This is a genomic window from Nonomuraea glycinis, from assembly GCF_035920485.1.
In the GTDB taxonomy this organism is placed as follows: Bacteria; Actinomycetota; Actinomycetes; order Streptosporangiales; family Streptosporangiaceae; genus Nonomuraea; species Nonomuraea glycinis.
This window is the reverse complement of record NZ_CP109166.1, coordinates 3,105,371-3,126,395: the sequence shown is the minus strand read 5'-3', so window position 1 is coordinate 3,126,395 and position 21,025 is coordinate 3,105,371. Positions and strand designations below refer to the sequence as shown.

Below are 21,025 nucleotides of genomic sequence, written 5' to 3'. Positions count from 1 at the left end.
CTATTGGCTGCTCTCGGTGGTCCTGTTGTTCGGCCCGTTCATTCTGATCCAGATGTTTCCTGCCACGCACGATCTATGAAAGCTGCCGCTTTGAGGATCAAAGGCAGATATTTTCCTGGACATCGGCGTACAAGATCAGATAGGGAGGAACAGCCCTCCTTCTCCCCGATCGGAATCACGCGTGCACACATCACCTCGATCATCGCTGCAACGCCCGGAAGTCGCGCCCCGGGCGTACCGCGCCGTCCGTGTGGTGACAGCGGTCGCGGCCATGGCGCTCCTCCTCGTCACGGCCGTCAGAGACGAAGGGCCGGAGAAGGTCACATCGGCCGCGTCGGAGGAGTGCGCGCCGTGGAGGATGACGGTGTACATGAACAAGCAGCCCGCACCCGGGGAGCGGGAGACCGCGTTCGTCTGCGTGAACAGGCAGAGCCTGGCCTTCAACGGCCGCTACGCCCACATACCTGACGCGCATCTGGTCAAGCTCGGCCGGGACCTGTGCGAGGTGTCGTTGCGTAACGACTCGCGGGAGATGCAGACCGTCATGGAGACCCGCGGTTTCGTGGTCGACACGGAGGAGAACACCACGGCGCTCGGATACCTGTGTCCAGCGCTCAACCGGCGCCGGTTCGCTGAGGAGGAGACGCAGCGGAAGCGGGAACTCGACGTCATCGCGACCGCCGAGCGGCGGTGCGCCTCTCTTCTCGACCGCCGGCCGCCGACGCGCCCCTCGCTGCGGGCCAGGGCCACAGTATGGGTGACGGGGTCGGGCATGCTCAATATCTTTGAGGAGGGACCGGACACCGTCCATCCTTCCTCTACGGACCAGGCGTCCGCCAACAAGGTGGTCGGCGCCACACCCGGTGATCTCACCATTCTCACCGCCGACACGGACACGCACGTCTGCGTCGCCGTCGAGGCGTACGACAAGCGCCCTCCGGTGGAGGTCGAAGGCTGGGAGAAGGTCGTCGAGGTCGGCTACCAGAGCACCGGTGGAGAAATGGTGTTCACCGACGACGAGGGTGAGATGGAGGAGGGACTGCCCGATCTCGCGATCCACGGCGCCGGTCGATACCGGGTGCGCGTGCACATGCGGGGGGCGAAAGCGGCCCTGGCCGACGACGGAGACGCCAGGCAGGCATTCCTCGTCACCGTCTATCCCGGGGCGTCCAGGCGTATTCAGGTGCTCAGGTAGCCATGCTTCCTCCGGCACCTGGCTGATCATGTTGCGGGCGGTGTCCTACACTCATCGGGCATGCGACTGAAGGCGATCTTCGCGCTGTTCGCTGTCTACGCTGTAACGGCGGCGCCCGCGTTCCTGCCCGGCGAGTGGAAAGTGATCGTGCAGCCCGCTACGGAGGACGCGGTCGAGGTCTACTACCAACCTGTGTCCCCGGTGCTGCTCAGATCGTACGAGGGCATCCGGCCGTTCCATCGCGCCCTGGAAGCCGCCGAGCGGCGGGCCAAGGCCTTCCCGTACGATCTCGCCCCGCCGTACATCCTGCATGAGCCGTACCGGCTGATCGCCCCCTACGTCACCACGCGGGGGCGCGAGCTGGCCTCACCACTGATCTCAGGAGTGGACTGGCCGGAGGGCGTCACCACCCCTTATGCGGTCATGCCTCAGGTACGGCCGGCGGAGAACAGCCAGGCCGCGCTGGAAGCGCTGATGGAAATGGAAGGGGGGCCCATCTACGAGCCCCATGTTCTCGGTATGGGAATCCGACCAGAGCTCAACCGGGTCGTCCTTTCGACGAACGCCTTCGACCAAGACCTACGCCGCAGGCTGGCCAAGCAATATGGCAGGCTCATCGCCATCGAGTGGAATCCCCTTGCCCAGCCGATGCGGCTCCTCTGAGCCGGCTTGGAACTGAAGCGATCATGTTCTGGAAAGCCGTACCAGTGTTGGAATTGCTCGCGCTGACCAGAGCTGGATTCGTTGCATTCCTAGTTGCAATCCGGCACCGTACACGGGCGAGACCCGAGCTGCTAATGCGGTTTGCGCCATCGGCTCTTCAGTGGCTCATCCCGTGTTTGTGCTGTGGGGGCTTGCCGTAGCCGAGGATGCCCATCATGCCCTGCTCCTGGTGGATGAGGGTGTGGCAGTGGAACATCCACTCGCCGGGGTTGTCGGCGTGCACGTCGATGTTCACGCGTTTGCGTGGCATGACGTTCACCGTGTCCTTCCTCGGGCCGCCCCGGTCGCTCGTCCTTACCTGGAAGGTGTGGCCGTGCAGGTGCATGGGATGCCACATGTGGGTGTCGTTGTGCAGGACGATTCTGATCGTCTCGCCCCGGTCGACCCGCAGGCGCATCGGGTCGTTGGCGAGGCGGCCGTTCATCATCCACTGGTTGCCGCCGTGGCGCATGCGCAGGCCGAGGGTGACGGTGACGGTTCTGGACGGAGGGGGGAGGTGGTCGGCGCGCTCCGCCTGCAGATCCTGATATTTCAGCATCTGTCGCTGGAGCTCCGGCACCTTGCCGTCCGGCGACGGCGTACGGGCGCCATGCGTGGTCCGCACCACCGCGAACGCCCTGCCTCTCTTGCCCTCCGCCGTCGCCATCAGCGGGAACGCGCCCGCGTCTAGCGTCGTGACGAAGTCGTAGCGCTCGCCCATGCCGATCAGGAACGTGTCCACGGTGACGGGCTCGCAGGGGAAGCCGTCGGTGTGCGTGACGGTCATGCGGTGCCCGCCGAGCGCGACCCGGAAGGCGGTGTCGGCGGCCGCGTTGATCACCCGGAATCTGGCCCGTGCGCCGGGACGGCTGGTGAACGTCATGGGATCGTCCGTGGTGCGGCCGTTGACCAGGTAGTACGGGTAGCGCACGTGACCGGAGGTGCCGCCGAGGGCCGGGCTGGTCAGGCTCTCGTCGTGCATGGTGGTGTTCACCCGGCGCAGTGCGTCGTCGGGGGTGCCGTTGACGCCGTCCAGCCAGTCGTCGAGCACGACCGTGAACTCGTGGTCGTACCCGAGCGGCTCGTGCGGGTCCTCCACGATGAGCGCGCCGTACAGGCCGCGGTCGCTCTGCATGCCCACGTGCGAGTGGTAGAAGTACGTGCCGGGGTCGGGGACGGTGAACACGTAGTCGAACGTCTTGCCGGGCGGGGTCGCCCGCTGCGAGAAGCCGGGAGAGCCGTCCATCTCCGGCGCGATCCGGATGCCGTGCCAGTGCACGGTGGTCGGCGCGGGCAGGTCGTTGACGAGCCTGGCCCGTACGGTGTCGCCGACGGTGGTCCGGATGGTGGGGCCGGGCAGCAGGTCGTCGTACGCCCAGGTGGACACGGTGCGCCGGCCGAGGGACACGGTGGTGGGCCGGGCCCACAGCACCCCGCTCCTGGACGCCACGGCGGCCCGGCTCGCGGACGCTCCGGCGACGGCCGCGGGGGCGGTGCTGAGAGCGGCGAACATGCCGCTGACGAACAACCTGCGGGACACGATCCCACGCGAATCATTCACTGCGAATCCCCTCATCCACCCGCAAGGTAACCGAGAGTCATCAGGAATGCGCCGCGCCACGCTAGCTGAGCGATGCGTTGCGTAGTCGGCCGGTTCCTTCTTGACAGCGTCTTGGTCATGGCTCGTGATCGGCCCGGGTAGAGGCCGCATGTCACTTACCGGACGCACGCGCTGCCGATCTCGCGGCTGTCATGGAGGTCCGGTCGAGCATTCGGCAGAGGAGCCAACGATGGGTGAGCAGGAGCCCTGCATGATCGTCCGGGCGCGGGACGTGAGCGTCGACGACGAGGGCAAGGTCACGATCGACAATCCCCAGACCGCGGAGATGATGACGGCCATGCTGCGGTACACGCCCAACCCCGGCCATACGGGCGGGGGCGGGGGTGTCACCAACAACATCTGCCCGAATCTCGTGGCAGGCTGTGGCGTCCTCAAATGAGTGTCTCCGCGCGAGCGGACGTCTCCTCGTTCGACAGGGAAATGGTGGAGTCGTTCCGCAATGATCGGCTCCACCTGATCCTGCTCCCGACCGAGCAGTGCAATTTCCGGTGTACGTACTGCTACGAGGATTTCGCCATCGGGAAGATGCGCCCCGAGGTCGTGCAGGGCGTCAAGCGCCTCATCGATCGGCGCGGCGGCGATCTGGCGCACCTGCAGATCTCCTGGTTCGGCGGGGAGCCGATGCTGGCGCGCGCGGTGGTCGAGGAGATCGCCTCGCACGCGAGCTCGGTTTCGACGGCAGGGCGGCTCACGTACGTCAGCGACATGACCACCAACGGATGGCTGCTGGACCACAGCGCGGCCGGACGGCTGTCCGACCTGGGCATCCGTACGTTCCAGGTGTCGCTGGACGGGCCCGCGCACTGTCACGACCACACGCGGCTGCGCGCGGACGGCAGAGGGACGTTCGACCGCATCTGGGAGAATCTGCTGTCCATCCGGGACAGCAGCGTGGACGTTCGGGTGCTGCTGCGCATCCATGTGACGCCCGCCAATCTGCCGTCGATGCCGGCGTTCCTCCACCGGGTCAAGGACGTGTTCCTCGCCGATCAGCGGTTCGTCGTGGCCCTGAAGCGGGTGGCTCGCCTCGGCGGGCCCGGCGATGCGTCGATGGACGTGCTCGCCGGCGATGACGAGCGGCTCGCCGCCCTTCGCGAGATCGTTCGCGGGAGCCTGCCGGAACCGGTGACGTTCTGTTACGCCGCCCGCGCCAACTCGCTGATGGTCCGGGCGGACGGGCGCCTGGGCAAGTGCACGGTCGGCATGTCGGAGCCGCGCAACACGGTGGGGCGGCTGCGTCCCGACGGCACTCTCGACATCGACCAGCCGCGGTTCCGGCAGTGGCTACAGGGCTGGGAGACGGGTGACCAGGAGTCGACCCGCTGCCCTTACCGGGCGCTCGGCAGCCGGGGTCTGCCGGTGCTGCAGGTGGGCGAACGGCCTGGCGCGTAGGAGAGACCGGGTGGCGTGCGGGGTCACCAGGGGATGACGCCCTCGTCGTTGAAGAACGAGCCGGTCGGGCCGTCGTCGGGCAGGGTGGCGAGGCGGATCGCTGTGGCCGCGGCCTCCTGGGGAGGGCGCCCGTATCCGCCGGTGAAATCGGTCGCGACCAAGCCCGGGCAGGCGGCGTTGATCAGGATGTTCGTGCCGGCGAACTGTCTGGCGTACTGCACGGTGACGGCGTTGAGGTACGACTTCGTCGGCGCGTACGCTGCCATGATCGGGCCGACGTCGACGTTCGGGTCCGCCTGCCAGGTCACCGAGCCGACGGTGCTGGAGGCGTTGACGATGCGCGGCGACGCCGAGCGCCGCAGCAGCGGCAGCATCGCGTTGGTCACCCGGATGACACCGATGACGTTGGTCTCCATGACCTTCCGGACGACGTCGAGGTCGAGCGTGGTCGGATCCTGCACCCATCCCGGCCCCATCTCTCCGGAGATGCCGGCGTTGTTCACCAGGACGTCCAGGCGCCCGGCCTGGCGTTCGATCAGTTCCGCGGCTTCGGTGACGCTCTGGTCGTCGGTCACGTCCAACGGCACCCCGAACGCGTCCACCCCGGCGGCGCGCAGCTTCTCCACGGCGGACGCGCGCCGGGCCTCGTCGCGGGCTCCCACGCCCACGCGGTGGCCGAGGGCGCCCAGCCCGGCCGCGATCTCGTACCCGACGCCCTTGTTCGCGCCGGTGACCAGCGCAATCTTCGTTTCGCTCATGCCGTCGATGGTCCCTCGCGGACGAGCGGTGCGGCCAACACCGATAAGGTGCCCTGTCATACCCGGTAGGTATCACACGTATTCTGTGGCCATGGATGCCTTGGAGATGCGCGAGTTGAGGTACTTCATGGCCGTCGCCGAAGAGCTACACTTCGGCCGGGCCGCCGAGCGCCTCGGCATGGCCCAGCCGCCGCTGTCGCGGGCGATCCAGCAGCTCGAACGGCGCCTCGGCGTCTCCCTGCTGAACCGTAACCGCCGCGGCGTCGCTCTGACCGGCGCCGGAGAGGTGCTGCTGCACGAGGGCCGCGCGGCTCTCGACGCGACCACCGCCGCCGTTCGCCGCACCCGTCGCGCCGGTGGCGCCGACAGTCCGGGCGGCCCCCGCAACCGCCTGGTGCTGGCGGTGAAGGCCGCCGCGTCACATGAGTTTCTGCAGAAGCTCCTCGACGCCTACGCGGCCGAGCCCGACGCCGCCGAGATCGAGGTGGTGCCGAGCGGCACGTGCGAGGAGGAGGCGATGCTGCGCGACGGCCGCGCCGACGTGGCGCTCATGCACACGCCGTACAACTCCCTCGCCGGGTTCGACAGCGAGGAGCTGATGACGGAGGGGCAGATCGCGATCCTGCCCGCCGGGCACCCCCTCGCCGCGCACAGGACGTTGACCCTGGCCGACGTCGGCGACGTCCCCGATCTTCCGCTCGCCCGCTGGCCCCGCAACGGCACGTATCCGCCCGGCCCCGGCCCGGAGATCCGCGACCAGACGCAGCTGGCCCAGCTGATCGCCCTCGGACGCACCATGGCCGTCTTCCCCGAATCCGCCCGCGCCTGGCTGTGGGCCGAGCACACCGCCGTCCCCCTGACCGACGCGCACCCCATCGTCACCCACATCGTCTGGCCCGCGCACAGCCGCTCCCTCGCCCTGGCCGGGCTGATCCGTACGGCCACGCGTCTGTGAAGATCTGAGGTGCGCCGCTCAGCGGCGAGCGGTCCGACGGGTGAGTACGTGGGCGGACCGCACGGTGGTCATGCCCTTCCCGGCCATTGGAGGGCCTCGACGGTGATCGGGTGGCCGGGGAGCCCGCCGTTCGCGGTCGCCCGCAGGCCGTCGAGCATGATGGCGACGGTGCGCTCGGCCGCGAACGGGCCCAGCGCTTCGGCGACCGGCGACTGGCGCAGGATCAGCAGCAACAGGACCGCCATGTCCCCGGTGCCGATGTCCGTGCGCATCGTCCCCTCCGCCTGCGCGGTCGTGACCATATGGGAGATCTCGACCATCAACCTGTTCCGGATCTCACCGATCTCCGGGTCGGCTTGCAGGATGCCCTGGACCCACGTGGAGTTCCAGGCGAGGAGAAAGCTCACCTGGAGCTGGTGCGACCGGGCGATCAGCCGTTTCAGCGCGTCCCACCCCGTCGGCTCTTCGGCTCGGGCGGCACGCGCGTCCTGGAGCACCTGGGCGAAGCTCTCCTTGGCGACCGCCCGAATGAGCGACTCCCGGTCCGGAAAGCGCCGGTAGAGCGTGCCGACGCCGACTCCGGCGGTACGCGCGATCTCCTCCATCGGGGCGTCGGCGCCTCTGGCGACGAACATCTCGCGAGCGGCGGCGATGATCTGGTCCCGGTTGCGCCGGGCGTCGGCCCTCATCCGGATTTCTGGGTCAGCCGTCATCCTGTTCCTCTTTCTTCACCAGAAGGTATCTGTCGACATAGGTGGACGACAAACCTCCGGTTATGTACTGTGAACGCATCCGGAAGGTTTTCTTCCGGATGCGCTGCCGTCTAGATCGGATGGAGCCATGACCACACACCTGCCCATCACGCGCAGTTGCCCCTACGCGCCCCCGGAGGAGCACCGGCGACTGCGGGAGGAGGCGCCGATCTCGCGCGTGACCCTGCCCAGCGGCATGACCGTGTGGGCGATGACGCGGCTTGAGGACATCCGCGCGATGCTGACCGACCCGAGGTTCAGCTCCAACCGGCAACATCCGAACTTCCCGCGGCTCCTCGCCGGACAGAGCCCGATTCCGAAGGATTTCAAGGCGTCCATCGTCGGCATGGACCCGCCCGAGCACGGCCCGGCACGTCGTGCGGTCGTCGGTGAGTTCACCGTCAGGCGGCTGGCCGCGCTGCGTCCGCGCGTCCGGGAGATCGTCGATGAGCACCTCGACGCGATGCTCGCCGGACCGCGCCCCGTGGACCTGGTCAAAGCGCTGTCCCTGCCGGTGCCGTCCCTGGTCATCTGTGAGCTGCTCGGCGTCCCCTACGCCGACCACGACTTCTTCCAGGTCCGATCGTCACAGCTGCTGAGCCGGACGATCCCGCAGGAAGAGCGCATGCGGGCCTTCGCCGAGCTGCTCGGATACCTCGACGACCTGATCGCGGCCAGAGAGAAGGAGCCGGCCGACGACCTGCTCAGTCGCCAGCTCGCCAAACAGGATGACCGCGAGGCGGTGAAGAGCCTGGCGCTCCTGCTGCTCGTCGCCGGTCACGAGACCACCGCGAACATGATCTCGCTGGGCACGATGGCCCTGCTCGAACGGCCCGAGGACATCCGCAAGATCCTGGACGACCCGGCGAGAACACCGGCTGCCGTCGATGAGCTGTTGCGTTACTTCACCATCGCCGAATACGTGACCTCCCGCGTCGCGCTCGCCGACGTCGAGCTCGGCGGCGTGACGATCCACGCCGGCGAGGCCGTGGTGACGCTGGGCAACATGGCGAACCGGGACCCCGAGGCGTTCGACCGGCCGGACGAGCTGGACATCGAACGCGGCGCGCGCAACCACCTCGCGTTCGGTTTCGGGGCGCACCAGTGCCTGGGCCAGAACCTCGCGCGGATGGAGCTGGAGATCGTGTTCGACACGCTGTTCCGCAGGATCCCGGACCTCCGCCCGGCCGTGCCGCTCGACACGCTGCCGTACAAGAACGACGCGAACATCTACGGCATCCACGAATTCCCGGTCACCTGGTAGGAAGACGCGGCACACCCGCGGTGGGAGGCCGTTCTCAGGTCGCGGCGGGTTCGTCCGATGTGGGCGGGTCCGCCGGGGTGCGGGCGAGCGCGACGATCCGTTCCAGCGCCGCCGCGTGCCGCTGGAAGGCCTGTCTCCCCGCGGGGGTGAGCTGCACGTACGTACGCCGCGCCCGCTTGTCCTGGTCTTTGCGTACGGTGACGTACCCGGCGGCGGCCAGGGCGGAGATCTGCTTGGACAGCGCCGAGTCGCTGGTGCCGATCGTGTCCCTGATGAGGCGGAAGTCGACCTGGTCGGCCGGGACCAGCAGCGCGACGACGGACAGCCTCGCGGGGACGTGCAGGAACTCGTCGAAGAGCGGATCCATCAGCCGCGCCTGCCATCCCGCTGGATGACCGCCCTGAGGGCGCGGCGCACCAGGGGCACGATCGCGATGTACACCACCGCCGTCACGGCGGCGGCGACGACCGCCTGCGACGGGAATCCGTACGCCGGCACGCCGAACAGGGCGAAGGCGCCGATCCGGGACACGAAGAAGACCAGCAGGAGAACGATCGTCAACGCCACGTAGATTCCCGCCTCCTGACCAGTGGGCTTCCGGCGGACGGAGGCCCAGTGCGCGTACCCGATTCCGATGCCCGCGTACAGTCCCCATCCGAGCAGGGTGCCGACGGTCAACCACGGGCGGGGGAGGTCGGCCGCGGCGAACCCGGCGAAGATCCCGAGGCTCGAAATGATCACGTAGGGCAGTGGGAACACCTGGCGGGCGATCTCTTCGCGCGTCCTGTCCTGAAGGCGGCGGATGCTGTCGAGCGAGGCTTGGGCGTCCTGAGGATTCATGGGCCATCCCTGAGGGTCGACTACTTTCCTATAAGGAAAGTAGCAACTACTTTCCCCATAGGCAAGTGGTCGGTGTCCGCGTCCGCACGATCAGGCACCCACGTCAGGGCGTCACGACCGACAGGTCCCCGGAGTCGCTGGACAGGTCGATCGAGCTCGCCGCCGAGGAGTCGGCGACGGCCTTGATGTCCTTGGCCCCGGAGTCCGTCTCGGTCACGATGTCGTACGGCCCCTGCGGCAGGTGGACCACGGTCTCGCCCGAATCCGTGGACGTGGTGACCTTGTCGGGCCGCCCGGTGAAGGCCAGGGTCATGTCGCCCGAATCGGTCTTCGTGACGACCTGCTTGCCCGTCAGCCCGCTCGTCTCGATGGCTCCGGAGTCGGACGTGACTTCCAGGTTGCCGGACAGGTCCTTCAGCGTCAGGTTTCCCGAGTCGGAGGTCGCCTGGACGCGGAGTCCCTTGGGCACCTCGACCTGGTAGCTCACGTCGCAGGACGTGCCGATGGCGCCCCACCCCCAGGTGTTGGGACAGGTGAACGCCAACTCCAGGGTGTCGCCCCGTACCTCGTGGCTGGTTTCCGGTCTGCTCTTGTGCCAGGTCAGCCGCTCGGTCACGCGGATGCCCTGGCGGTCGGACTCGACCACCTCCACGGACCCGGAGTCGGTCTCGACGTGCAGCGCCGCCACCTTGCCGGTGACGTCGTACGACACCGTGTCCTCCTGGGCCGGCCCGCTGCCGCCGCACCCGGTCACCAGCGCCGCGAGCCCGAGAAGACCCGCGATCATCGCCGTTCTCTTCATCTTCATCAGCGCTCACTTCCGGAGGGTCACGTCAGAACCGCCTGGCCACCTGCGGCAGAGCTTCACAGCTCATGGGGATAACCCTAGAAGCACAGGCCGGCTGCGACATTGCGGCTGGCATGTCACTTGCTGGTGGTGTCCGCCCCCGCAGCCAGGTGCCGTGACCCCGGCGTGGCGTTGTCACAGATCGGCCTGTCGCCCTGTCTGTTCAGAAGGAATGCTGCGAAACGACAGGAGGCGAGACCGTGCGGATCCGGGTCCCGATGGTGGCTCGTGCGATCGATGAGCCACACCGTGCTGCGAGTCAGCTTGAGCTACTGTTCGATCTCACCTTCGTGATCGCGGTCGCGGCCATCACCGCGCAGTTCGCGCACGGCATCGCCGATGGTCATGGCCTGGCCGGGCTGGTGCCGTTCCTGCAGGTGTTCTTCGCGATCTGGTGGGCGTGGATGAACTTCACCTGGTTCGCCTCGTCCTACGACACCGATGATGTCGCCTACCGGCTGCTGACCTTGGTGCAGATGGCCGGGGTGCTGGTCCTCGCCGCGGGGGTGCCCGCCGCGGCCGACCACTCCGACTACGGGATCGTCACCCTGGGCTACGTCATCATGCGGAGCGGGCTCGTCGTCCAGTGGCTGCGGGCCGGTCGCGAAGACCCGGCCGGTCGCCGCACCGCGCTGCGCTACGCCGCCGGCATCACCATCGCGCAGCTGGGATGGGTTCTTCGCTACTTCCTCGTGGACACCGGCGTCCTGCCCGCGTCGTTCGGCCTGCCGCTCTTCCTCTGCCTGGTCGTCCTGGAGTTGGCGGTGCCCCGGTGGGCGGAGCGGGTGCGGACCACCAACTGGCACCCGCACCACATCGCCGAGCGCTACGGCCTGTTCACGATCATTGTGCTCGGCGAGAGCGTGCTGGCCGCGAGCCGGGGAGTCGAAGGAGCGCTCGAAGCGGACCGGATCGGCGGTCCGTTCGTCGTCATCGCCGTCTGCTCTCTCGTCCTGCTGTTCGCTCTTTGGTGGCTCTACTTCCTCATCGAGGCGGGGGAAGCTCTCCATGCTCGCCGTGATCGGTCCTACCTGTGGGGGTACGGCCACTACGGCATCTTCGCGGCCCTGGCGGCCCTCGGCGCCGGGCTCGAAGTGGCGGTGGAGCAGACCGGGCACGCCGTGGCGGCATCACCGGTGGCCCTCGGCTATGCCGTCGCCATCCCGGCCGGTGCGTATCTCGCCCTGCTGTGGGCGGGTCACGCGCTGATCGCCCCAGAGCCGGTCATCCGTCCCGCCGCGGTGCTGGGCTGCGTCGCCGTCATTCTGTCGGTACCTCTGGCGGCGTCCCGGATCGGCCTGGCCGCCGTGGTCGCGGCGATCACGGCGAGCTGCGTCCTGCTGCTCGCCGTCACGATCATGACCGCGGCCCACGGCCAGGGGAGACCGCGGTGAGTTTGGCCGGGTTCATCATCCACAGCACCTGGTCGATGCCCTGCTCCGAGGCGTTGACCGTGAGAACCGCGAACACCTGTCCGTCGCGGCTCAGCACCGCGGCGGTCTGGCCGTTCGTGCTCGCCCACGTCACCTCGACGCCGGCCCAGAAGTGGCCGGCGAACGCCCTGACGTACTTCGCCACCCGCGACGCCCCCGCCACGGGGACGCGAGAGGCGCGTACGACGCCGCCGCCGTCGGAGTAGCTGGTCACGTCCGCGGTGAAGAGCTCCTCCAGCGCGGTCAGGTCGCCGGAGCGGGCGGCGGCGACGAAGGCCGTCAGCAGCCTGCGCTGTTCGGCTCCCGTCACGGGGGCGCGACGCTCGGCGAGCACCCGCTTGCGGGCCCTGCTGACCTGCTGGCGTACGGCCGCCTCGTTGAGCCGGACGATGTCGGCGATCTGCCGGTAGGGGTAGTCGAACGCCTCCCGCAGCACGTACGCCGCCCGTTCGGTGGGCGAGAGCCGCTCCAGGAGCAGCAGCACCGCGAACTCCAGGGCCTCGCCGCGCTCCGCGCCGAGGTAGGGGTCCGCGCCGGTGTCGACGGGTTCGGGCAGCCAGGGCCCGACGTACGTCTCGTGGCGCGCGCGGGCGGACCGGGCGGCGTTGATCGCCAGCCGCGTGGTCACCGTCACCAGGAACGCGGTCGGGCTGTCCACAGTGACGCGGTCGTAGGCCTGCCAGCGCAGCCAGACGTCCTGCACCAGATCCTCGGCTTCGGCCGCGCTGCCCAGCATCCGGTAGGCGATGCCGAACAGGCGCCGCCGCACACCGGTGAACACCGCCGCGGCCTCTTCGAGATCTCCCGGTCCGCCGGAATCGCTCGTCACCGTATCCGTCACTGTCAACCCCCTGTCCCGGCGGTGGCCCACCCTGGACTGTTCCTGCCTACCGCTTGAGGAGCGACGACAGGTCAGTGTCAAGGTACCGTCCAGGAGGATTTCCGCCGAAGCCAGGCATGGCGGCGGGAGGGTCAGCCCTGGATGGACTTGGTCTCGAGGTACTCTTCCAGGCCGTGCCGGCCGAACTCGCGGCCGTTGCCCGACTGCTTGTACCCGCCGAACGGGGCCAGGACGTTCCAGTGGGCACCGTTGACGTCCACCTGACCCGTACGCAGCCTGCGGGCGATCGCCATCGCGCGGTCGTGGCTGCCGAACACGGCGCCGGTGAGCCCGTACATCGTGCTGTTGGCGATCTCCACGGCCTGGTCGTCGCCGGTGTACGGGGTGATGGTCAGGACGGGGCCGAAGATCTCCTCCTGGGCGATCACCGCGTCCGGCGCGACGTCGGCGAAGATCGTCGGTCGTACGTAGGCCCCTTCGGGCAGCCCGCCGGGCCTCCCGGGGCCGCCGAAGACCAGCCGGGCGCCGTCGGCGAGGCCTCGCTCGATGTAGCCGTTGACACGCTGCCGGTGCTGCTCGGAGGCCATCGGGCCGAGGTGGACGGTTTCGTCCGTCGGGTCGCCGACGGTGTAGGCAGCGGCGGCGGCAACGGCCAGTTCGATCGCCTCGTCCTGCCGCGCGGCCGGCACCAGCATCCTCGGCCACGCGCCGCAGACCTGGCCGCCGTTGGTGAGGACCATGGCGACGCCACGCGTGACCGCCTCGGGAAAGTCGGCGTCGTCAAGGATGATGTTGGCGGACTTGCCGCCGAGCTCCAGCGTGACGCGCTTGACGGTCTCCGCGGCCGCGGCGGAGACCTGCCTGCCCGCGCGGGTGGAGCCGGTGAAGGACACCATGTCGATGCCGGGATGAGCCGCGATGGCCGCGCCGACGGTCGGGCCCGTGCCATGGACGACGTTGAACACCCCAGGGGGCAGCCCCGCCTCGGCCGCGACCTCGGCCAGGATCGCCGCCGTCAGAGGCGCGATCTCGGAGGGCTTGAACACCATGGTGTTGCCCGCCAGCAGAGCGGGCGCCAGCTTCGAGACGATCTGCTGAAGTGGGAAGTTCCATGGCGTGATGGCGCCGATGACGCCGATCGGCTCGCGTACCACCAGCGAGTTGCCGATCTGCTCGGTCCAGGCGAAGTCGGGGGCGAGCGCGGCGAAAGACGCCGCCACCGCGACCGGGAAGGCCACCTGCGCGGTGCGGGACAGAGTGATGGGAGCGCCCATCTCGCTGGTGATCGTGGCGGCGATCTCCTCGGTCCGGCCGCGCAGCCCGTCCGCGATACGGCCGACGACCTGCGCGCGTTCGGCGGGGTCGGTGGCGGCCCAGCCGGCGAAGGCCGCGTTCGCCGCGGCGACGGCGTGGTCGACGTCGACGGTGGTGCCGGCCGGCACCTGGGCGATGACCTCGCCGGTCGCCGGGTTCACCACATCGATCAGGAGAGCGGTTCCGGCGACGTGCCGGCCGCCGATCCAGTGCGTTGCTGTGTTCATGCGAGAACCGTGGCAGCCGGGCGAAGCCGGAGGAATGTTCTCCCGATCCGGGGAATCAGGCGGGGTCCGATCCCCGTTCCGCCTATCCAGGGACTGACAGAACATGGATACGCGGGGCCGACGCGTCGATACTCGAACCGTCGTCACTCGACACCGTCGTCGCGCAGAGGAGGGTCGACCATCGTGGACCGGGCACGACTCGCCGAATTCCTGCGCCGCCGCCGGGAGGCGTTGCAGCCCGAGGACGTGGGGCTTCCTCGTGGCGGGCGGCGGCGTACGGACGGGCTGCGGCGCGAGGAGGTCGCCGTACTGTCCGACATGTCGGTCGACTACTACAGCAGACTTGAGCAGCGACGCGGTCCGCACCCGTCCGAGCAGATGCTCGCCGCCCTCGCGGGTGGCCTGCGCTTGTCTCTGGAGGATCGCGATCACCTGTTCCGTCTCGCGGGTTACGCCATCCCGCAGCGAACCCTGCGCGCCGATCACATCAACCCGGGCATGATGCGCATTTTCGACGGCCTTGAGGACGCCGCCGCCCAGGTGGTGAACTACCTCGGAGAGACGCTGAAGCAGACCCGGCTGTCGAAGGCGCTGCTCGGCGACGAGACAGTACGCACCGGGATGGCCCGCAGCACGCACTACCGATGGTTCACCGACCCCACCGCGCGGTCGATCCACCCCGAGGACGACCACGCGTCGCACAGCAACCTGCTCGCCGCGAATCTGCACGACCTGTACACCCGCGACCGTAAGGACCCGCGCGTGGCGGCGATCGTCGACGCTCTGCTGGCGGAGAGCGCCGAGTTCGCCGCGCTGTGGCGCGAGCATCCGGTCAGCCGCCTGTACTGCCCGCCCAAGCGCGTCCAGCACCCGCAGCTCGGCCTGCTCGAACTGCACTGCCAGACGCTGATCGACCCCGATCAGTCCCAGATGCTCGTCGTCTACACCGCGCCGTCCGGTAGTGAGAGCTACGACAAGCTGCGCCTGCTGTCCGTGATCGGCGACCAGCGCGTCTGACAGGCCGGGATGTCACAGGTCATCCAGGTCCAGCGATAGAGGGAAATCTCGCGGCAACTGTCACAACTTCGAAAGCTGCCCTGTCTTAGCTGATGACCGGCCGGCACACGGGTGCCCCGGCGAAAAGAGAGGGAACGGCCCATGAAGATCGTCGTAATCGGCGGAACCGGCCTCATCGGATCGAAGACGGTGGCGAAACTGGGCGAGCACGGTCACGAAGCGGTGGCGGCGTCGCCGAATACCGGCGTCAACACCATCACCGGCGAAGGGCTGGCCGAGGTGATGACCGGCGCGCAGGTGGTGATCGATGTCTCCAACTCCCCGTCGTTCGAGGACAAGGCGGTGCTGAAGTTCTTCGAGACCTCCACCCGCAACCTGCTCGCCGCGGAGACGGAGGCCGGCGTCGGGCACCACGTCGCCGTGTCGATCGTGGGTACGGAACGGATGCCCGAGAACGGCTACTTCCGGGCGAAGATCGCCCAGGAGCAGCTGATCGAGAAATCAGGGATCCCGTTCTCGCTCGTGCACGCGACCCAGTTCTTCGAGTTCGTCCGGGGCATCGCCGACACGTCCACGGACGACGCCACGGTACGGATCGCGCCCGTGCTCTTCCAGCCCATGGCCGGCGACGACGTGGCGCAGGCGGTCTGCAGGGTCTCCGTCGGCTCACCGCTGAACGGCAGGACCGAGATCGCCGGGCCTGAGCAGTTCCGGATGGACGAGTTCTTCCGCGACGCGCTGGCCGGCTGGGGCGACCCGCGCCAGGTGGTCACCGACGTGCACGCGCGCTACTTCGGCAGCGAGCTGAGCGAGCGGTCGTTGGTGCCGGGCGACGGCGCCACCCTCGGCAAGATCCGCTACCGCGACTGGGCCGCCCAGAACGCCGCCGGGAAGTAACACCTCCACGAAAGGTACATCCCATGTCCGACACCAGATCGACCGCATGGCAGACCGCGCTGACCACGCTGCAGGAGGTCGAACCTCCGTTCATCCCGCAGGGCGCGCACGCGATGACCGTGGTGATCGAGTACCCGCCCGGCGACCCCGGCACCCCGCCGCACCGGCACTCCGGCCCGGCTTTCGGGTTCGTCCTGGAAGGCGAGATCCTGCTGGAGATCGAGGGTGAACCGGCGCGGGTGCTGCACGCCGGGGAGGCGTTCTGGGAGCCGGGCGGCGACGTCATCCACTACCAGGACGGCAACAACCGCGACGACATCCCGCTGCGGTTCACCGTCACGATGCTGTGCGAGCCGGGCAAGCCGATGCTCACGCTGGTGGACGAGGAAGAGCTCGCCCAGCGCCAGGACCGCCGCGCCCCGCGCCCGGCTTGAGCCCCAAGGAGGGAAAGATGACTGCTCCGAACGGTGAGAACGAGCTTCTGTACGAGCTCCAGGCCGAGGTCGAGGTCGAACTGATCCACGCCGAGGAGAGCCGTCCGGAGCAGGAGTTCGACCTGCCGGTCACCGAGTGGCTGTTCGATCCAACGGACGTCGAGCGTGAGCAGATCGGCCTGCGCGGGCTGCTCGACGCGGTCGAGGTGCTGGAGGGCCACTCACGCCCAGGGGAGCACGGTGCGTGACATGTCCGTGAGTCACCGAGAACCGCTGGGAACCATCGCCGGAGCGCCACCGATCGACACGCTCGACAGCCTTCGTGAGCACCTGCAGTGGGCGATCGAGCTGGAACACGCGACCTTGCCGCCGTACCTGTGCGCCCTGTACTCGCTGGACCCGGAGCGCAACCCGGAAGCCGTCGACGTGGTGGGCAGCGTCTTCGCCGAGGAGATGCTGCACCTGGCACTGGCGGCGAACCTGCTCAACGCCGTCGGCGGCCGGCCCCAGCTGGACACGCCGCAGATGCTCCCGCCGCATCCCCGGCCGCTGCCGCACGGCTCCCTGGAGCTGTCCTTGGTCCCCTTCGGGCCGGAAGCGCTGGAGATGTTCCTGCGGATCGAGCAGCCGGCGCCGCCCGGCGCCGTGGCGGAGGGCCACCACTACGAGACGATCGGGCAGTTCTACGCCGCGATCGAACAAGGGCTGCGCCTCCTGTGCGACCGGCTCGGCGAGCAGGCGGTCTTCCACGGCGACCCGGCCCGCCAGGTGAGCGCCGCCCACTTCCGCCACACCGCCGGACGGCTGGTCGTGGTCGACGGCCTGGACTCCGCGCTGGCGGCGCTGGAAGAGATCGTCGAGCAGGGCGAGGGCACCTCCCGTGGCGAAGTCTGGGACGGCGACCAGGACATCTTCCACCCGGAACGGGACGAGGTCGCGCATTACTACCGCTTCCAGGAGCTCAAGCTCGGCCGGCGCTACCAGCGTGGCGACACCCCGGAGTCCGGGCCCACCGGCGACAAGATGTCCGTGGACCTGGCCGGCGTGCATCCGATGCGGCCCAACCAGCGCCTGTCCGACCACGCTCCCGGCAGCGCGATCCGAACGGCCCAGGAGGAGTTCAACCACACTTACTGCGCCGTCCTGCACCTGCTGGAGCAGGCGTTCAACGGCAGCCCGAAGCTGCTCGCGGTCGCCACCGGCACCATGTACGCGCTCAAGGCGCAGGCCCAGGCCCTGATGCGGATGCCCGACGTGGGCGGCACCACGGCCGGTCTCACCTTCGACTACGTCGCACCGGAACAACGCCAGTGGGCCGTGGGCGACGACCGGCAGCGGATCGTCGTGCTCCGGGACGGACCGTACGTCGTGTACGGCGGCGTCCCGCTCCGGCGTAAACGCAAGATCGTCTCTGCCGAGAACAACGCGCTGACCTGGAAGACCGGCGATCCGCTGGAGACCGAGGACACCTACGCGCTGTGCCGCTGCGGCCACTCGGGCAACAAGCCGCTGTGCGACGGCACCCACCGGGAGATCGGCTTCCACGAAGACGACGCCGCACCCGTACGGGCCTAGCTCGAATACCGGACAAGGCGCGGATGAACATGCATACGGAGTCCCTGGAAAAGGTGGGACCGTCAGTTCCAGTTGTCGATCTTGACGTCGTCCGGGTCCGGCGCGCCCTTCCCGGTTTCGATCAGCGACTTCAGGCTCATCAGGAAGACCGCCCACTTGGTGCTGCAGTGGTGCATGAACTCCACCGGCTCCTTCCAGCCCGCGTGCTTGAACAGCACGATGGCGTAGTCGTCGGCGTGGGCGAGGTCCCAGGACACGTGCGTGCCGATCCACTCCTCCGGTCCGTCGATCACCTCCCACAGCACGCGCTTGCCCGGGTCGAGCTCCAGGACCTTCATGTCGAACCCACCGGCCCCGAACCGGAACCGCAGCACGCCGCCGAGGTCGTTCCCCTCGCCCTTCGTGTCGGTCGTCCACCAACCGGCGAGCCCCTCGGCGGTGGTCAAGGCCGTGTAGACCTCGGACACCGATGACTTGATGCCCACTCTGTGCAGGATGTCCACCATGGTCGATTCCTCTTTCCTGTCTGCTTTCACTGGTCTTCGCCGCGCTGGATCGTCTCGGCGATCCGCTTGATGCGCCGGAGCCTGGCGTCCCATGTCGCCCCCACCGAGGACAACTGAGCCACCGCACGGGCGAGCTGCGCCTCGTCCACCCGGTATCTCCTCTCCCGTCCCGCAGGGGACGCGTGCACCAGGCCGACGCGGTCGAGCACGCCGAGATGTTTCGCGATGGCCTGCCGGGTCACGGGCAGTTGCTCGCTGAGGCTGGTGGCGGTGCCGTTTCCGCCTGTCAGGAGCAGGTCGAGGATCCGCCGGCGCGTCGGGTCCCCGACCGCGGACCACAGGTCGTCGTCGACGGCGGTGCTCATGACGTCGCGACCAGCCGCGCGAGGTAGTCCCCCAGGCGGGGCACGAAGGTGTCCCAGCCGGCGACGTGCTCGCGGTACTGCTCCTCCAGCTTGGCGGCCGCCCAGCCCATCTCCCGGAACCCGGTCTCGACGAGCCGGATCCTGGTGCCCGTACCCGAGGGAGTGAGCTCGAAGGTGATCAGCAGGGAGTCGGCGGAGTCGTCGACTTTGCCATCGGGATAGCACCAGCGGAACGCGAACAGCCGAGGCGGTTCGGCCTTGACCACGGTGATCGGGACGACCTCGGCCCGGTCGCCCCAGACGAGCTCACCGACGGCGCCGGGAGTCGCCTCGACGTCGGCGTCGTCGGTCCACCACTGCGAGATGTGCTCAGGGCGGCTGACGACTTCGAAGACCACCTCGGGTGAGGCGTCGACGTGGATCTCGCGTTCGATGCTGCCGTACTCCATCGCTCTTCACTCCTTGGCAACGCGCAACGTTCGGTTGCACGTCACGCTACCGCGCGACCCGCCCATGCGCAACCATCGGTTGCATTCGAGGCGCACCCGGGAGAGATCGTTTTACGACGTGCCCGGGGCGGGGTGCAGGTCGGCCAGCAGGGCGTCCCTGGCGGTCACTGCGGCCTCCTCGGCCGTGGTGATCGCCGCCAGGATGGCGGCGGCCAGGTTCGTCGCGTCCAGCCGTCGCCTGCTGCGCGGCGAGATCTCCAGCCGGGTGAGCGTGCCGAGCGCGTCGGTGACGGCCACGATGCCGCCCTCGTCGGCCCGGCCGGAGAACTCGGCGGCACTCCACGCCTCCACCCTCGCCTCCGCCCGCTCGGCGGCGGCGATCAGCGCCTCCAGCCGCGCCTGCGCCTCCTCCATCGCTCACTCACCTCTCAGCACGTTGCGGATGTGGCCCTCCAGCGGGTCGGCGGCACTCGTCGTGCCGGTCAGACCCTGGACGACCTCCTCCAGCCGCTCCCCCATCGTCAGGTGGGCCGCGACGATCGCCGCCTGGACGGCCTGGGCGAGCTGGACATGGTCGAGGTTACGCAGGCCGCGCGGATCGATGGACAACTGACGCAGGCGGCCGGTGCCGGACACCTCGACGCGGACGACCTCGGCCGGGTCGGCGCCCGTCAGCCGCTGCTCCTCCAAATCCCCCAGCGCCTCGGCCAGGGTGCGGGACCAGCCGTCCGCCTCGCGCAGCAGTCCCGTGAGGTCGTCCGGCCGGCCCTCGGCGAACGACTCGACGTGCCTCATGAGGCGCCCTTGGACGCGGAGACCCAGTATTCCTTCAGCCGGAGGGGATCCGCGATCGCGGGAATCAGGTTGAGGTCGCGTGCTCCCAGGTCCGGGCTGCCGCTCTTGTAGAAGGCGCCCCTCAGGCCGTTGAGCTTGAGTTCGAGCTTGTTGAGGTCGCCTTCGTAGGAGTTGTACACGTCGGCGAACTGCTTGACCAGGTTTCCGGCCGCGCTCATGAACAGGCCCACCTGGGTCATCAGGGCGACCTTGCCGACCGGGTGCGCGCTCAGCGCGGCGACGGTGCGCAGCATGGGGGCCGAGGTGGCATAGAGCCCGAACACCGACAGGTCGTACTCCAGCACCTCCTTGTACTGGCTGTGCATGGCGCCGCTCATCTCGCCGGACACCTTGTCGAGCTGGCTGTACAGGCCGTTGACGTTGAAGCGGACGTACTGCTGGAGCGTCTGCACCGCCTGGCCCTTCCAGTTGGGGGAGATGTCGTCGAAGAAGGACCGCCACAGGTCGGACCGGCTGCCTTCCAGCATCCCGGCCAGGTCCTTCCACTGCTCGCGCCGATCGTAGAAGAGGAAGGGGTTGCCCAGGTTGAGGGTGGCCGCCACGTCCAGCGCGAGCGCGGCGACGCCGAGCCCGGAGATCGCCATCGCGCCCCTGGTGGTCTGGCGCAGCGGGTTCAGCTCCGAGATCAGCCGCTTGAAGAAGCCGGGGTCGGTACGCACCGGTGGGGCGACGTTGACGGTCCGCTGCACGGCGCCTCTGGCGTTGGCGATGTGGAGCTGCCCGCCGGCGGCGGTGGGCGTGCTCTGACCTGGGACGATCAGCTTCGGCGGGTCAGCCATCGCGCGT

Annotated in this window: 26 protein-coding genes; 12 read left to right on the top strand and 14 right to left on the bottom strand. The window is 68.7% G+C overall.

Going from position 1 to position 21,025, the window contains the following annotated elements:
• Positions 1–253: 253 nt before the first annotated feature.
• Complete coding sequence (locus OHA68_RS14610) at positions 254–1,195, top strand: hypothetical protein (protein WP_327108115.1); 942 nt, start codon at positions 254–256, stop codon at positions 1,193–1,195.
• A 60-nt stretch (positions 1,196–1,255) separates the two neighbouring features.
• Positions 1,256–1,858 (top strand): hypothetical protein, encoded by a 603-nt coding sequence (locus OHA68_RS14605; RefSeq protein WP_327108114.1) that lies wholly within the window; start codon positions 1,256–1,258, stop codon positions 1,856–1,858.
• Between the two features lie 157 nt (positions 1,859–2,015).
• Here the strand turns inward: OHA68_RS14605 and OHA68_RS14600 are convergent, their stop codons facing one another.
• Entirely contained in the window at positions 2,016–3,458 is a 1,443-nt protein-coding gene (locus OHA68_RS14600) for a multicopper oxidase family protein (RefSeq protein WP_327108113.1), read from the bottom strand.
• Between the two features lie 229 nt (positions 3,459–3,687).
• Between OHA68_RS14600 and OHA68_RS14595 the strand changes: the two genes are divergently transcribed.
• Together OHA68_RS14595 and OHA68_RS14590 are read left to right on the top strand one after the other, a co-directional pair.
• Entirely contained in the window at positions 3,688–3,897 is a 210-nt protein-coding gene (locus tag OHA68_RS14595; protein WP_327108112.1) for a hypothetical protein, read from the top strand.
• Positions 3,894–4,910: a radical SAM protein gene (locus OHA68_RS14590; RefSeq protein WP_327108111.1), complete on the top strand. Its 1,017-nt coding sequence runs from the start codon at positions 3,894–3,896 to the stop codon at positions 4,908–4,910. The genes OHA68_RS14595 and OHA68_RS14590 overlap by 4 nt, the downstream gene beginning before the upstream one ends.
• Before the next feature lie 23 nt (positions 4,911–4,933).
• Here the strand turns inward: OHA68_RS14590 and OHA68_RS14585 are convergent, their stop codons facing one another.
• Entirely contained in the window at positions 4,934–5,668 is a 735-nt protein-coding gene (locus OHA68_RS14585) for an SDR family oxidoreductase (RefSeq protein ID WP_327108110.1), read from the bottom strand.
• 91 nt (positions 5,669–5,759) lie between these two features.
• Between OHA68_RS14585 and OHA68_RS14580 the strand changes: the two genes are divergently transcribed.
• Entirely contained in the window at positions 5,760–6,623 is an 864-nt protein-coding gene (locus OHA68_RS14580) for a LysR family transcriptional regulator (RefSeq protein ID WP_327108109.1), read from the top strand.
• 68 nt (positions 6,624–6,691) lie between these two features.
• Here the strand turns inward: OHA68_RS14580 and OHA68_RS14575 are convergent, their stop codons facing one another.
• A complete protein-coding gene (locus OHA68_RS14575) occupies positions 6,692–7,336 on the bottom strand; it encodes a TetR/AcrR family transcriptional regulator (protein ID WP_327108108.1) in 645 nt (214 codons plus the stop codon).
• Between the two features lie 127 nt (positions 7,337–7,463).
• Between OHA68_RS14575 and OHA68_RS14570 the strand changes: the two genes are divergently transcribed.
• Entirely contained in the window at positions 7,464–8,639 is a 1,176-nt protein-coding gene (locus tag OHA68_RS14570; protein ID WP_327108107.1) for a cytochrome P450, read from the top strand.
• A gap of 34 nt (positions 8,640–8,673) precedes the next feature.
• Here OHA68_RS14570 and OHA68_RS14565 read toward each other — a convergent pair whose 3' ends face one another.
• The 3 genes from OHA68_RS14565 to OHA68_RS14555 form a co-directional block, all read right to left on the bottom strand.
• Entirely contained in the window at positions 8,674–9,006 is a 333-nt protein-coding gene (locus OHA68_RS14565) for a winged helix-turn-helix domain-containing protein (protein ID WP_327108106.1), read from the bottom strand.
• On the bottom strand, positions 9,006–9,479 hold the full coding sequence (locus OHA68_RS14560) for a hypothetical protein (protein ID WP_327108105.1): 474 nt from the start codon (positions 9,477–9,479) through the stop codon (positions 9,006–9,008). The genes OHA68_RS14565 and OHA68_RS14560 overlap by 1 nt, the downstream gene beginning before the upstream one ends.
• 103 nt (positions 9,480–9,582) lie before the next feature.
• The gene (locus OHA68_RS14555; RefSeq protein WP_327108104.1) at positions 9,583–10,287 is read right to left on the bottom strand and encodes a DUF4097 family beta strand repeat-containing protein; all 705 of its coding nucleotides are present in this window, start codon (positions 10,285–10,287) and stop codon (positions 9,583–9,585) included.
• A gap of 257 nt (positions 10,288–10,544) precedes the next feature.
• Here OHA68_RS14555 and OHA68_RS14550 point away from each other — a divergent pair, with 257 nt between their 5' ends.
• Positions 10,545–11,720: a low temperature requirement protein A gene (locus OHA68_RS14550; RefSeq protein WP_327109507.1), complete on the top strand. Its 1,176-nt coding sequence runs from the start codon at positions 10,545–10,547 to the stop codon at positions 11,718–11,720.
• Here the strand turns inward: OHA68_RS14550 and OHA68_RS14545 are convergent.
• Positions 11,683–12,588, bottom strand: coding sequence for an RNA polymerase sigma-70 factor (locus tag OHA68_RS14545; RefSeq protein WP_327108103.1), 906 nt, complete (start codon positions 12,586–12,588; stop codon positions 11,683–11,685). The two genes, OHA68_RS14550 and OHA68_RS14545, sit on opposite strands and share 38 nt — an antisense overlap.
• 143 nt (positions 12,589–12,731) lie before the next feature.
• Positions 12,732–14,141: an aldehyde dehydrogenase family protein gene (locus tag OHA68_RS14540; RefSeq protein WP_327108102.1), complete on the bottom strand. Its 1,410-nt coding sequence runs from the start codon at positions 14,139–14,141 to the stop codon at positions 12,732–12,734.
• Positions 14,142–14,324: 183 nt separating this feature from the next.
• Here OHA68_RS14540 and OHA68_RS14535 point away from each other — a divergent pair, with 183 nt between their 5' ends.
• The 5 genes from OHA68_RS14535 to OHA68_RS14515 all read left to right on the top strand — a co-directional run bounded on the left by OHA68_RS14535 (position 14,325) and on the right by OHA68_RS14515 (position 18,064).
• A complete protein-coding gene (locus OHA68_RS14535) occupies positions 14,325–15,158 on the top strand; it encodes a helix-turn-helix transcriptional regulator (protein WP_327108101.1) in 834 nt (277 codons plus the stop codon).
• A gap of 141 nt (positions 15,159–15,299) precedes the next feature.
• On the top strand, positions 15,300–16,055 hold the full coding sequence (locus OHA68_RS14530) for an SDR family oxidoreductase (RefSeq protein ID WP_327108100.1): 756 nt from the start codon (positions 15,300–15,302) through the stop codon (positions 16,053–16,055).
• A 23-nt stretch (positions 16,056–16,078) separates the two neighbouring features.
• Positions 16,079–16,489 carry a cupin domain-containing protein gene (locus OHA68_RS14525; protein WP_189137380.1) on the top strand — a complete coding sequence of 137 codons (411 nt, stop codon included), beginning with the start codon at positions 16,079–16,081 and terminating at the stop codon, positions 16,487–16,489.
• A gap of 17 nt (positions 16,490–16,506) precedes the next feature.
• The gene (locus OHA68_RS14520; protein ID WP_327108099.1) at positions 16,507–16,737 is read left to right on the top strand and encodes a hypothetical protein; all 231 of its coding nucleotides are present in this window, start codon (positions 16,507–16,509) and stop codon (positions 16,735–16,737) included.
• Position 16,738: 1 nt separating this feature from the next.
• Positions 16,739–18,064, top strand: a complete 1,326-nt coding sequence (locus OHA68_RS14515; protein WP_327108098.1) for a ferritin-like domain-containing protein — start codon at positions 16,739–16,741, stop codon at positions 18,062–18,064.
• A 62-nt stretch (positions 18,065–18,126) separates the two neighbouring features.
• Here OHA68_RS14515 and OHA68_RS14510 read toward each other — a convergent pair whose 3' ends face one another.
• The 6 genes from OHA68_RS14510 to OHA68_RS14485 form a co-directional block, all read right to left on the bottom strand.
• On the bottom strand, positions 18,127–18,570 hold the full coding sequence (locus OHA68_RS14510) for an SRPBCC family protein (RefSeq protein ID WP_189137383.1): 444 nt from the start codon (positions 18,568–18,570) through the stop codon (positions 18,127–18,129).
• A 26-nt stretch (positions 18,571–18,596) separates the two neighbouring features.
• Entirely contained in the window at positions 18,597–18,935 is a 339-nt protein-coding gene (locus OHA68_RS14505) for an ArsR/SmtB family transcription factor (protein ID WP_327108097.1), read from the bottom strand.
• Entirely contained in the window at positions 18,932–19,384 is a 453-nt protein-coding gene (locus OHA68_RS14500) for an SRPBCC family protein (RefSeq protein ID WP_327108096.1), read from the bottom strand. The genes OHA68_RS14505 and OHA68_RS14500 overlap by 4 nt, the downstream gene beginning before the upstream one ends.
• A 111-nt stretch (positions 19,385–19,495) precedes the next feature.
• Complete coding sequence (locus OHA68_RS14495) at positions 19,496–19,798, bottom strand: YbaB/EbfC family nucleoid-associated protein (RefSeq protein WP_327108095.1); 303 nt, start codon at positions 19,796–19,798, stop codon at positions 19,496–19,498.
• Between the two features lie 3 nt (positions 19,799–19,801).
• Positions 19,802–20,179: a YbaB/EbfC family nucleoid-associated protein gene (locus tag OHA68_RS14490; protein ID WP_327108094.1), complete on the bottom strand. Its 378-nt coding sequence runs from the start codon at positions 20,177–20,179 to the stop codon at positions 19,802–19,804.
• Positions 20,176–21,018, bottom strand: a complete 843-nt coding sequence (locus OHA68_RS14485; protein ID WP_327108093.1) for a hypothetical protein — start codon at positions 21,016–21,018, stop codon at positions 20,176–20,178. Before OHA68_RS14485 ends, OHA68_RS14490 begins: the two co-directional genes overlap by 4 nt.
• Positions 21,019–21,025 lie beyond the last annotated feature (7 nt).